The organism is Nonomuraea sp. NPDC049141 (genome assembly GCF_040648415.1).
Lineage (GTDB): Bacteria > Actinomycetota > Actinomycetes > Streptosporangiales > Streptosporangiaceae > Nonomuraea.
Map to the genome: position 1 here is coordinate 437,389 of NZ_JBEZDR010000009.1, position 11,877 is coordinate 449,265.

The following is an 11,877-nucleotide window of genomic DNA, read 5'->3' on the forward strand; positions in this document are numbered from 1 at the left end:
CCATGGAGTCGGCAGAGATCGCCCGCCGCTTCCTGCGCTTCTTCGAGGAGCGTGGGCACAAGGTAGTGCCCTCGGCCAGCCTGATCGCTGAGGACCCGACGCTTCTCCTGGTCAACGCGGGTATGGCGCCGTTCAAGCCGTACTTCCTGGGGCAGCGCAAGCCTCCGGCGGTCCGGCTGGCCACCGCGCAGAAATGCGTGCGCACGCCCGACATCGACGAGGTCGGCAAGACCACCCGGCACGCGACGTTCTTCCAGATGCTCGGCAACTTCTCCATCGGCGACTACTTCAAGGCCGACGTGATCCCGTTCGCCTGGGAGCTGCTGACCAAGCCGGAGTCCGAGGGCGGCTTCGGCTTCCCGGCCGACCGCCTCTGGGCGACCGTCTACCTCGACGACGACGAGGCGCTCGACATCTGGCACAACAAGGTCGGCCTGCCCCTCGACCGCATCCAGCGCCGCGGCCTCGAAGACAACTACTGGCACATGGGCGTGCCCGGCCCCGGCGGCCCGTGCTCGGAGATCTACTACGACCGCGGCCCCGAATACGGTCGCGAGGGCGGCCCCATCGCCGACGAGAACCGCTACCTCGAAGTCTGGAACCTCGTCTTCATGCAGGACCAGCTGGGCGAGGTCCGCAGCAAGGTCGACTTCGACATCATCGGCGGCCTGCCCGCCAAGAACATCGACACCGGCATGGGCCTGGAGCGCATGGCGGCGATCCTGCAGGGCGTCGACAACATCTACGAGATCGACACCACCTACAAGATCCTCGACAAGGCGGCCGAGCTCACCAAGACCCGCTACGGCCGCGACCACCGCTCCGACGTCAGCCTCCGGGTGATCGCCGACCACGTGCGCACCGGCACCATGCTCGTCGCCGACGGCGTCATGCCCGGCAACGAGGGCCGCGGCTACGTGCTGCGCCGCATCCTGCGCCGCTCGGTCCGCAACCTGCGCCTGCTCGGCTCCGGCGACGAGCGCTACATGCACGAGCTGACCGCCGTCGCGATCGACGTGATGAGCGAGCAATATCCGCAGCTCAAGGCCGACGCGCCGCAGATCCACGGGGTCATCGACGCCGAGGAGGCGTCCTTCCTCGGCACGCTGCGCACCGGCACCGCCATCTTCGACGTCGCGGTGGAGGAGACCAAGCGCAAGTCCGGCACCACGCTCTCCGGCGATCAGGCGTTCCAGCTGCACGACACCTACGGCTTCCCGATCGACCTCACCCTCGAAATGGCGTCCGAGCACGGACTCCAGGTCGACGAGGAGGGCTTCCGCCGCCTGATGAAGGAGCAGCGCGACCGCGCCAAGGCCGACGCGGCGGCGAAGAAGACCGGCAACGCCGACATCTCCGTCTTCGGGCAGCTGCTGGAGAAGGCGGGCCGGGTCGAGTTCCTCGGCTACGACCAGACCGAGGCGGACACCAGCATCGTCGGCATCCTGGTCGACGGGGTCCCGGTCCCCGCGGCGGGCGCGGGCACCGACGTGGAGGTCGTGCTCGGCCGCACGCCCTTCTACGCCGAGGGCGGCGGCCAGCTGGCCGACCAGGGCGTGATCCGCACCGGCGGCGCCGAGGTCGAGATCCACGACGTGCAGACGCCGCTCGCGGGCCTCGTCATCCACCGCGGCAAGATCCGCAAGGGTGAGCTCAAGGTCGGCGACGACGCCCAGGCGGAGATCGACCTCGAGCGGCGCCGCGCGATCTCGCGCAGCCACAGCGCCACCCACCTCGTCCACCGCGGCTTCAAGAACGCGCTGGGCGAGACGGCGGCGCAGGCCGGCTCCGAAAACTCGCCCGGCCGCTTCCGCTTCGACTTCACCGCGGCGGGCGCGGTGCCGCCGAGCGTGCTGCGTGATGTCGAGGACGAGGTCAACGCGGTGCTCATCAACGACCTCAAGGTCAACGCCTTCTACACCTCCCAGTCGGAGGCCCGGGCGATGGGCGCGCTGGCGATGTTCGGCGAGAAGTACGGCGACGAGGTCCGCGTCGTGGAGATCGGCGACTACTCGCGCGAGCTCTGCGGCGGCACCCACGTTCACAGTTCCGGCCAGCTCGGCCTGGTCAAGGTGCTCGGCGAGCAGTCGGTCGGCGCCGGTGTGCGCCGTGTCGAGGCGCTCGTCGGCATCGACGCGTTCCGCTTCCTGGCCCGCGAGAGCGTCCTGGTCGCGCAGCTCACCGAGCAGCTCAAGGCACGCCGCGAGGAGCTGCCCGAGCGCGTCGAGGGCATCGTCACCCGCCTGCGCACCGCCGAGAAGGAGCTGGAGCGGCTCCGGTCCGCACAGGTGCTCCAGGTGGCGGGCGAGCTGGCGGCCCAAGCCGGCGACCTGCACGGAGTCTCCGTGGTGACGCACCGCGCGCCTGACGGCACTGGCGCGGACGATCTGCGTAAGCTCGCACTTGATGTGCGTGGCAGGTTCCCAGCTGACCGACCGGCGGTCATCGTGATCGCGGGTGTCCCCTCCGACCGGCCCGTGGTGGTTGCCGCGGTCAACGAGGCGGGACGCGAGCGCGGGCTCAAGGCCGGACGACTGGTCGGCGTCGCCGCCAAGGCACTTGGGGGTGGCGGTGGCGGCAAGGACGATGTCGCGCAAGGCGGCGGCACACGACCGGAGGCGATCGGCGACGCGCTGCGACTGGTCGAGCAGGCCATCGCGGAGCAGCTCGGCTGATATGCGGTTCGGTTCACGGATCGGCGTGGACGTCGGGTCCGTACGCATCGGCGTGGCCCGCAGCGACCCTTCGGGCCTGCTGGCCACCCCGGTGGAGACCGTCCGGCGCGGCCAGGGCGACCTCGATCGCATCGCCGCGATCGCCGACGAACACTCGGCGATCGAGGTCGTGGTCGGGCTGCCCACCTCGCTGTCGGGCCGCGAAGGGCCGGCCGCCGCGCTGGCCCGGGAGTTCGCCATTTCGCTGGCCGTTCGCCTGGCGCCCACCCCCGTCCGCCTCTTCGACGAGCGGCTGACCACGGTCGCGGCGCAGCAGGGGCTCCGGGCCAGCGGCGTGCGGGCCAAGAAGCAGCGCGCGGTCGTCGACCAGGCGGCGGCGGTCGTGCTGCTGCAGGACGCGCTCGACGTCGAGAGAGCCACGGACAGACCACCCGGCAGGCCCGTCGATCCGCCCTCCACGGCGGCCGACGGACCCGCCTCATGACCGGGCTGCCCATCGGGGACGGCGGGGATCGGCCGGGGGTGGCCGCATGAGCAACCCACCGGACGACGACGACCTGATCCCGTTCGACCGGGACCCGGACGCCGCTGTGGTGCCGGCCGTGGCGCCGGACGGCGTCGCGGTGCCGGACGACGTGGGATCTCCGGAGCACTTGACGGCTGACCCGGCAACGGACGGCCGGGAGTGCCACGCGGACGACCTCGGCCCGACCGACGGGGGCATGCTTTCTGACGGCGGTGATGGCGCGCTTGCTGACGGCGGCACGTCGGGCGGGGGCATGCGTCCTGACGGCGGTACATCCGACGGCGACGCGCTTCCTCGTGGTGTTCCGTCCGACGGCGGTGCGCCCGATGGTGGCGCGCTTGCTGACGGCGGCACGTCCGGCGGGGGCATGCGTCCTGACAGCGGCACATCCGGTGGTGGCGCGTCTGATGGCGGCGTCTCCGGTACGGATCCGGGCGACTCACTCGGCGGCGGTGACCTCACATCTGCTGCGGCAGGCGGTTACGCGTCCGCAACGGACGGTAGCGCGGCCGGGGCCGGTGACGGTGACGTGGCCAAGGGCGGGAGCGCGGCCGAGGTCGGGACTGACGGCGAGGCGAAGGGCGAGAGTTCGGCCGAGGACGCGTTCGGCGCAGATCCGGCCCAGCTCGGCCGGCAACGCCTTGCCGTACCCGCGGACGAGGCCAGGGACGCGCCCAGCGTCGGGGCCAAGGGCGGTGGTGCGTCCAGGAGTGAGGCCACAGGCGGGAGCGGGCGTGGGGCCGGGCGGCGAGGGAGGCGGGCTGCCCTGCGTAAGGCCGCGCTGCTGGGCCTCGTGGTGACGGCGTCGATCGCCGCGATCGGTGCCGGGGCGTACGGGGTGCTCAAGCCGTACCTGGCCCCCGACGACTTCAAGGGCACGGGCAGCGGGAGCGTGACCGTAAGGATCCCGCCGGGCGCCAACGCGGGGGACATCGGCGCCGTGCTGGCCGACGCGGGGGTGGTGGCCAGCGCGCGATCGTTCGTGAACGTGACCAAGGAGCGCGCCGTGGCAGGACGCCTGCATCCGGGGCACTACCGGCTGCGCAAGGGCATGGCCGCCGGCGCCGCGCTCGATCTGCTGCTCGCGCCCGCCTCAAAGGTGATCAGGCGCGTCACCGTGCCCGAGGGCATGCGGGCGGGCGAGACCCTCGTACGGGTGGCCGCCCAGTCCGGGCTGGCACTCAAGGAGCTGCAGGCGGTCGACACGGCTCTCGTCGGGCTGCCCAAGTACGCCCGGGGCCTCGAAGGGTTCCTGTTTCCCGCCACGTACGAGGTCGAGCCCGGCGACAAGGCCGTCGACCTGCTGGCCGCGATGGTGGAGCGGTTCCGCGCGGCGGCGCGGAAGGTGAAGCTGGTGGAGAAGGCGGCGCGGGTGCATCTGACCCCGCTGGAGGCCGTCACGGTGGCCAGCATGGTGCAGGCCGAGGGCGGCAGGGACGAGGACTATCCCAAGATCTCCAGAGTGATCTACAACCGGCTCCAGCGCGGCACGCCGCTCCAGATCGACAGCACCGTCCTGTACGCCCAGGGCAAGCGGACCGCGAAAGTCACCGAGAGCGACACCAAGGTCCGATCACCGTACAACACCTACGCCCACACCGGACTGCCGCCGGGCCCCATCGCCAATCCCGGGGAGAAGGCGCTGATAGCGACCCTCCATCCGGCGAAGGGTGATTGGCACTGGTTTGTGACCACGGATCCGGCGCATAGAATCACCAAATTCACCAACAAAGAGAGCGAGTTCGTGAGATACCGGGAAGAGCTGAACCGTAACCTCAGGACGAAATGATGCTTGCCGGGACCCGCCTCGTCCCGCCGGGGATCTTCGAAATCCCCGTGCGGAACCCCCGAGCAGGGGGCCGCGCGCTCTTCCCGTCCTCTAGCATGGCTACCCAGAGTGATATCCGCCGGTCGTGGGTGCACGCCCGGCGGTCCCCCCGCTCGGTGACCCCCAACGGTTCGGCAGCTCCGCTTGACGCCGGGCCGGACGTACCGGGAGATTGGCCTGCGCACCTATGAACGATCTCGACATGGATTTCCTGCTCGGCGCCGAGGACGACGAAGGCTCCTCCCGGCGCCGCGCCCGAGGTAACGGCAAGAGCGGCAGCCGCAGGCGCCGCAGGCGCCGAAACCGGGGCGGTTTCATCGCGCCGCTGCTCGCCTTCATCGTCCTGGCCGGCATCCTCGGCGGCGGCGGCTATTTCGGTTATCAGTGGATCAGTGGCGCTCTGGTGCCCGACGACTTCACCGGTGCGGGCAAGGGTGAAGTGACCGTCGAGATCAAGGACGGCCAGAGCGCCTCCGACGTGGCGGTGGAGCTGGAGCGGCAGGGGGTCGTCGCCAGCGCCAGGGCGTTCACCAACGCGATCGCCAACGCCAACAAGAGCGGCGCGCTCCAGCCGGGCCAGTACACCCTGCGCAAGGGCATGTCAGCCGCCAACGCGGTGACGATGCTCGACTCGGCCAACAAGCTGATCGTCAAGATCACGTTGGAGGAGGGGCTGCGCCTCATCGACGTCCTCGGCCGGCTCGCCCAGAAGACCGGCAAGCCGCTGAAGGAGTTCGTCGCCGCCGCCAAGGACACCGGCGACATGGAGCTGCCCCCGTATGCCAAGGGCAAGCTCGAGGGCTACGCCTTCCCCGCCACGTACGAGTTCCAGCCGAAGACCACGCCGGCCGAGATGCTGTCGCAGATGGTCGACCGCTTCAACCAGACGGCGGACAAGGCCGACCTCGTGGGTGGCGCCAAGGCCCTGCGGCGCACCCCCGCCGAGATCATCACGATCGCCAGCATCGTCCAGGCCGAGGCCGGCCGCTACGAGGACATGCCGAAGATCGCCCGCGTCATCTACAACCGGCTCGCCCACGAGCCGGAGATGCCGCTGAAGATGGACAGCACGGTGTTCTACGGGCTGGGCAAGCGCGGCACGGCCGCGACGCACGCGCAGCTGGAGAGTACCTCCAAGTACAACACCTACAAATACCTGGGCCTCCCGCCCGGCCCCATCTCCAACCCGGGCGACCACGCGATCGAGGCGGCTCTCAACCCGACGAAGGGCGACTGGCTCTACTTCGTCGCCACCGACCCGAAGAGCAAGATCACCAAGTTCGCCGTCACGGACGCGCAGTTCCAGGAATTGCTCAACGAATACCGTCAGAACGGCGGCTGACGCCTCGGGCTGAGCGGCGGAAGCCGGCCACGCCACCGGTCTCACCGTCTCGTAACGATGCCCAGCCCTGTGCGGGCTCAGCGGCCGTCTCCCTGGAGGCCCTGAGCCCTGTACGGCGACTGGGGCCTGCCGGGCATGCCGTACAAAAGAAGGCAGTAGGGCTTTGAGTAGTAAGGAGAAGCACGTGCGGGCAGGGGTGCTGGGGGCGCCGATCGGGCATTCGCTGTCGCCCTTCCTGCATCGGGCGGCCTATCGGGCGATGGGGCTCGACAGGTGGAGTTACGAGGCCCTGGAGTGCGACGAGGCCCGGCTGCCCGGCCTGCTGCCGACGCTCAGGCCGCGCCGCGGTGAGGTGCCGGGGGACGAGGGGGCCTGGGCGGGATTGTCGCTGACCATGCCGCTCAAACGGGCCGTGCTGCCGCTGCTCGACAGCGTCTCCGACCTGGCCGTGGAGGTGGGCGGCGCCAATACCGTGGTGTTCCGCGACGGCGCGAGCCATGGGGACAACACCGACGTCTACGGGATCGAACGGGCGCTGGCCGAGGCCGGGGTGCCGGCGCCGAGGTCGGCGACCGTGCTGGGCGGCGGCGCCACCGCTGCTTCGGCGCTGGCGGCGCTGCGCGGCCTGGGGCTGTACTCCGCGACCCTGCTGGTCCGTGACCCCGCCAGGGCGGGGGAGACGGCAGGGGTGGCCGAGCGGCTCGGGATGGCGCTGGCGGTGGAGACGTTCGACAAGCTCGACGTCTCGACGCGGGTGGATCTGGTGGTGTCCACACTGCCGGGCGGCGCGGCCGACGCCTTCGCGGCGCGGCTGGCGCGGGTTCCCGCGCTCTTCGACGTGGTCTACTCGCCCTGGCCGACCAGCGCGGCGGCGGCCGTCCAGGCCGCTGGCGGCACCGTGGTCGGGGGGTTCGCGATGCTGCTGCACCAGGCGGTGCGGCAGGTGGAACTGATGACGGGCCGGACGGATGTGCCGGTGGAGGCCATGCGCGCGGCCGGTGAGGCGGAGATCCTCAGACGGGCGGCCAGTCGAACGGGTTGATCAACTGGACGTCGAGGCCCACGAAGTCCTGCACATTGCGGGTGACGAGGGTCCAGTCATGCGCGCGGGCGGTGGCGGCGACGAGGCCATCGACGATCGGGAGCGGCCGCACGGCGCGCATCCGCCCCCATTCCTCGGCCACGGCGGCGGTGACGGGCAGCACCCGAGTCCTGAACTGGTGCTGGAGACGATCCAGCCAGGGCTCGTAGCCACCTGCCTGGAGTGGGTCGCGGCGGCGCAGCAACTCGACACCTTCGCGGATCTCGCCGAACACCATGACACTCACATAGAGGCTGGGCCCGCTGACGGTGTCGAGCCACCTCTGCACGCTGTCGTCTCTGACCCGCTTGGTCATTTCCGAGACGACGTTGGTGTCGAGAACGTAGCTCACTCGATGCCCTCGAAGTCGATGTCCCGCATCGCGCTGCTCTTGTCGCGGGTGAGATCGAGCGCGCTCAGGTCGGGACCTGAGAGCAGGAATTCCTTGAAGTCGGGCTGCTCGCCCTTGAGCCGGCGGTATTCCTCCATGCCCAGGATCACCGCCACATCCTGCCCGTGCCTGGTGACGATCTGCGGTCCCTCGTCATGGGCCCGGCGGACGACCTCGCTGAAGCGCTGTTTGGCCTCCTGCAGCTGCCATCTGGTCTCTTCGAGCTGCTCTACGGCCATATGCCCTCGTTCTGGCTAGTTTTCTGGACAGAATTTTAGTGCAGAGGTTCTGGTCGGTGGGGATGATTCGAGGAACTCTCGTGGTTGTGGTAACGTAGCTCTCTGATCGGTCCGGCATGCCTTGCTGGACGCGCAAGCGGAGGTCTCCCTCCCACCTGTGTCACCGAGAGGTGGCCGGGTCCAGGATCACGCCGGACTTACTCCGGGGAGCTTACGGCCACGATGCCAATGAGCTCAGTGGCCCCGCATGCGCGACGTGCGGGGCTTTTCGCGTTTGCGCGGAGTTCCTCGGCACCGAGCACGTACGGGATCGCAAACCTAGGAGGCCCCATCAGCACTGAGCCCCGCATCAACGAGCGTATCCGAGTTCCCGAGGTGCGCCTCGTGGGCCCGAACGGCGAGCAGGTAGGCATCGTCTCCATTCACGATGCCCTCAAGCTCGCTCAGGAGGCCGACCTCGACCTGGTCGAGGTCGCGGCCACGGCTCGACCGCCCGTGTGCAAGCTCATGGACTACGGCAAATTCAAGTACGAGTCCGCGATGAAGGCGCGCGAGGCGCGCAAGAATCAGGCGCACACGATCATCAAGGAGATCAAGCTCCGGCCGAAGATCGACCCGCACGACTACGAGACCAAGAAGGGTCACGTGGTGCGGTTCCTCAAGGCAGGGGACAAGGTCAAAGTCACGATTATGTTCCGTGGTCGCGAGCAGTCCCGGCCGGAACTCGGTTTCCGGCTGCTGCAGCGGCTCGCGGACGACGTCCAGGAGCTGGGATTCGTCGAGTCCCACGCCAAGCAGGACGGCCGTAACATGATCATGGTGATCGGTCCGCACAAGAAGAAGGCCGAGGCGAAGGCGGAGAAGGCCGCAGCCAAGGCCCAGCGTGGTGGCGAGGAGCCTTCCGCGGAGGAGTCTTCCGAGCAGGAAGCCTCCGTACAGGAAGCGTGACCCGCGGTTCGGGTTAGCCTTAACAGCACACCCCGAACAGCCACCCCACCAGACGAAGACGCCGCGACCGGGTCGGCCAGCACCGGCCCGGCCACCGGCACGGACGAATTGAGGAGAGACGGCGAATGCCGAAGATGAAGACGCACAGCGGTGCGAAGAAGCGGTTCCGGCTGACCGGCAGCGGCAAGCTCGTGCGTCGCCGTGCCAATCGCGCGCACTACAACGAGTGGAAGTCGTCTACTCTGACGCGCCGTCTCAAGAACGAAGTCGTCCTGTCCGACGCTGATTCCAAGAAGATCAAGAAGCTGCTCGCCAAGTAGCGCGACCCCCGGGGAGAGAGAACTATGGCACGCGTGAAGCGGGCGCTCAACGCCAAGAAGAAGCGCAAGGTCGTCCTCGAACGGGCTTCCGGTTACCGTGGCCAGCGGTCACGTCTGTACCGCAAGGCCAAGGAGCAGATGCTCCACTCGATGACGTACGCCTATCGGGACCGGAAGGACCGTAAGGGTGCCTTCCGCCGTCTGTGGATCCAGCGGATCAACGCCGCCGCCCGTCAGAACGGCATGACGTACAACCGCCTGATCCAGGGTCTGCGACTGGCCAACATCGAGGTCGACCGCAAGATCCTCGCCGATCTCGCGGTGAACGACAGCCAGACCTTCGCCACGCTCGTCGAGGCCGCCAAGAAGGCGCTGCCGGCGAACGTGAACGCCCCGGCCGTGAGCTGAGGCGATTGAGGACCGAGCCCGGCGAGGCTCCAGTCGAGGGCCCACCTGACGGTGGGCCCTTTGCTTTGTGTCCAGCCGGTACGCCCGGCCGTACAGACCATCAGGGGAGAGCATGGCCGGATCCGAGCTGACCAACGTGAAGTCGCCGCGCGTGAAGGCCGCCAGGAGGCTCGCCAAGCGCGCCTACCGGGAGCAGGACCGCAAGTTCCTGGCCGAGGGGCCGCAGGCCGTGCGTGAGGCGCTCAAGCTCGACGGGGTGACGCTGGAGCTGTTCGCCACCGCCGAGGCCGAGCTCCGCCACCCCGAGCTGATCACCGACGCGACGCTCAAGGGCATACCGATCCACCGGGCCAGCGGCGAGGTCATGTCGGAGCTCTCCCAGACCGTGACCCCGCAGGGCCTGCTGGCCGTGTGCCGGCTGGTGCACGTGCCGCTCGACGACGCCCTGTCCGGCCAGCCGCGCCTGGTCGCGGTCCTCGCGCACGTGCGCGACCCCGGCAACGCGGGCACCGTCATGCGCGCCGCCGACGCCGCGGGCGCCGACTCCGTGATCTTCACAGACGCCTCGGTCGACCCGTACAACGGCAAGTGTGTACGCGCCAGCGCGGGCAGCCTGTTCCACCTGCCCGTCACCATCGGTACACCGGTGGCCGCCGCCGTGCGTCAACTCAGAGAGCGCGGACTGCGCGTGCTGGCGGCCGACGGCGCGGGCAAGCACACGCTCGACGACGTCGACCTGTCGGGCCCCACCGCGTGGATCTTCGGAAACGAGGCGTGGGGTCTGCCCGAGGAGGTTCTCGCCGAAGCCGACGATGTGGTCAGGGTGCCCATCTACGGACAGGCCGAAAGCCTCAACCTGGCCACCGCGGCCGCGGTATGCCTTTACTCCTCCGCCAGGGCTCAGCGAGTGTCCTAGGCGGCTGGAAACCCGCTATTGTCGGCCTTGTAGGCGGAGGAGGCGAGTTCGTGCACGGCGCAGACACCGATGGTCGAGTGGTCGCCTCCGCGTGCACGATAGCCATCGACGATCTTCCAGACGGCCTCATCGTGTCCGACAGATTCGGCCGCGTGCTGGCCGTCAACCGGGCCGCCGCGCGGCTCACCGGCGTCACCGCAGAACGCGCGGTCGGCAAGGACATGAACGAGGTGTTCCCCTTCCGCGACCACGACGGCCGCGAGTGGTGGAAGGCCCTCGACCCCGAGGGCGGCCTGCGCACCCGCAGCAGGGTGCCGGAGCGGCCGCTGCACCTGCCCGGCGGGCAGGAGCTCTACGTCGCGGCCCGGCTGTCCCGCGAGCCCGAGCGGTGCGGCGACGTCGAGCGGGTGACGATCACCCTGCGTGACGGCGGCGCCCGCGCCCGGCTGGAGCGCAGCCGCGCCGACCTGGTGTCCACGGTCGCCCACGAGCTGCGCTCGCCGCTGACCAGCGTCAAGGGGTTCACCGCGACCCTGCTGGCCAAGTGGACGCGCTTCACCGACGAGCAGAAGCGGGTCATGCTCGAGACCGTCAACAACGACGCCGACCGGGTGACCAGGCTGATCACGGAGCTGCTCGACGTCTCCCGCATCGAGTCGGGCCGGCTGGAGCTGCACCGCCAGGTCGTCGACGTGCCCGCCAGAGCGCGGCGCATCATCGCCGGCCGCGCCGCGGCGGGCGAGGCCGAGGACCGCTTCCGCCTCGTCGCCGATGACGATCTCCCCGAGATGTGGCTCGACCAGGACAAGATCGACCAGATCCTCGGTAACCTGATGGAAAACGCGGTGCGCCACGGACGCGGCACCGTCACCATAGAGATCGAGTCCGTCGGATGGGGAATTGCCGTGTCGGTGCGCGACGAGGGTGAGGGCATCACGCCCGAGCTGGCTCCGCGCGTCTTCCGGCAGTTCTGGCGCGGCAACAGCCGCCGGCGCGGCGGCACCGGGCTCGGCCTGTTCATCGTGAAGGGCCTGGTCGAGGCGCACGGCGGCACGATCATCGTGCAGCGCGCGCCCGAGGGTGGGGCGGAGTTCCGATTTACCGTGCCCACCGGCACCCCTGACTTCGCCACTGTGTAGCCCCTGCGGGGGGCGGGCGTGAGTCGGCCCGGTGGGCGGATCCCACTAGACTCTGTCAAGCTCA

The 11,877-nt window shown here is 69.5% G+C and carries 11 protein-coding genes and 1 pseudogene; 10 read left to right on the forward strand and 2 right to left on the reverse strand.

Features of this window, described 5'->3' with window-relative positions; genetic code table 11:
* Positions 1-2 precede the first annotated feature (2 nt).
* The 5 genes from alaS (at position 3) to AB0B91_RS28760 (ending at position 7,413) form a co-directional block, all read left to right on the forward strand.
* Positions 3-2,675, forward strand: a complete 2,673-nt coding sequence (alaS, locus tag AB0B91_RS28740) for an alanine--tRNA ligase (RefSeq protein WP_358325895.1) — start codon at positions 3-5, stop codon at positions 2,673-2,675.
* Position 2,676: 1 nt separating this feature from the next.
* Positions 2,677-3,159 (forward strand): Holliday junction resolvase RuvX, encoded by a 483-nt coding sequence (ruvX, locus tag AB0B91_RS28745; RefSeq protein ID WP_358325898.1) that lies wholly within the window; start codon positions 2,677-2,679, stop codon positions 3,157-3,159.
* A gap of 46 nt (positions 3,160-3,205) precedes the next feature.
* Positions 3,206-4,990, forward strand: a complete 1,785-nt coding sequence (gene mltG / locus AB0B91_RS28750) for an endolytic transglycosylase MltG (RefSeq protein WP_358325900.1) — start codon at positions 3,206-3,208, stop codon at positions 4,988-4,990.
* Positions 4,991-5,216: 226 nt separating this feature from the next.
* On the forward strand, positions 5,217-6,371 hold the full coding sequence (gene mltG, locus AB0B91_RS28755) for an endolytic transglycosylase MltG (protein ID WP_358325903.1): 1,155 nt from the start codon (positions 5,217-5,219) through the stop codon (positions 6,369-6,371).
* A 184-nt stretch (positions 6,372-6,555) separates the two neighbouring features.
* Positions 6,556-7,413, forward strand: a complete 858-nt coding sequence (locus tag AB0B91_RS28760) for a shikimate dehydrogenase (protein ID WP_358325905.1) — start codon at positions 6,556-6,558, stop codon at positions 7,411-7,413.
* Here the strand turns inward: AB0B91_RS28760 and AB0B91_RS28765 are convergent.
* Both AB0B91_RS28765 and AB0B91_RS28770 read right to left on the reverse strand, forming a co-directional pair.
* Positions 7,385-7,804, reverse strand: a complete 420-nt coding sequence (locus AB0B91_RS28765; protein WP_358325907.1) for a type II toxin-antitoxin system VapC family toxin — start codon at positions 7,802-7,804, stop codon at positions 7,385-7,387. The two genes, AB0B91_RS28760 and AB0B91_RS28765, sit on opposite strands and share 29 nt — an antisense overlap.
* A complete protein-coding gene (locus tag AB0B91_RS28770) occupies positions 7,801-8,082 on the reverse strand; it encodes a type II toxin-antitoxin system Phd/YefM family antitoxin (RefSeq protein ID WP_358325910.1) in 282 nt (93 codons plus the stop codon). Before AB0B91_RS28770 ends, AB0B91_RS28765 begins: the two co-directional genes overlap by 4 nt.
* A gap of 330 nt (positions 8,083-8,412) precedes the next feature.
* Between AB0B91_RS28770 and infC the strand changes: the two are divergent.
* The 5 genes and pseudogenes from infC to AB0B91_RS28795 all read left to right on the forward strand — a co-directional run.
* Positions 8,413-8,925, forward strand: a pseudogene (gene infC / locus AB0B91_RS28775) (translation initiation factor IF-3); the annotation flags it as partial.
* 230 nt (positions 8,926-9,155) lie between these two features.
* A complete protein-coding gene (gene rpmI / locus AB0B91_RS28780) occupies positions 9,156-9,350 on the forward strand; it encodes a 50S ribosomal protein L35 (protein WP_219538505.1) in 195 nt (64 codons plus the stop codon).
* A gap of 24 nt (positions 9,351-9,374) precedes the next feature.
* The gene (rplT, locus tag AB0B91_RS28785) at positions 9,375-9,758 is read left to right on the forward strand and encodes a 50S ribosomal protein L20 (RefSeq protein ID WP_358325913.1); all 384 of its coding nucleotides are present in this window, start codon (positions 9,375-9,377) and stop codon (positions 9,756-9,758) included.
* Between the two features lie 112 nt (positions 9,759-9,870).
* The gene (locus AB0B91_RS28790) at positions 9,871-10,674 is read left to right on the forward strand and encodes an RNA methyltransferase (protein WP_358325916.1); all 804 of its coding nucleotides are present in this window, start codon (positions 9,871-9,873) and stop codon (positions 10,672-10,674) included.
* Between the two features lie 50 nt (positions 10,675-10,724).
* Positions 10,725-11,813 (forward strand): PAS domain-containing sensor histidine kinase, encoded by a 1,089-nt coding sequence (locus tag AB0B91_RS28795; protein WP_358325920.1) that lies wholly within the window; start codon positions 10,725-10,727, stop codon positions 11,811-11,813.
* The last annotated feature ends 64 nt before the right edge of the window (positions 11,814-11,877 follow it).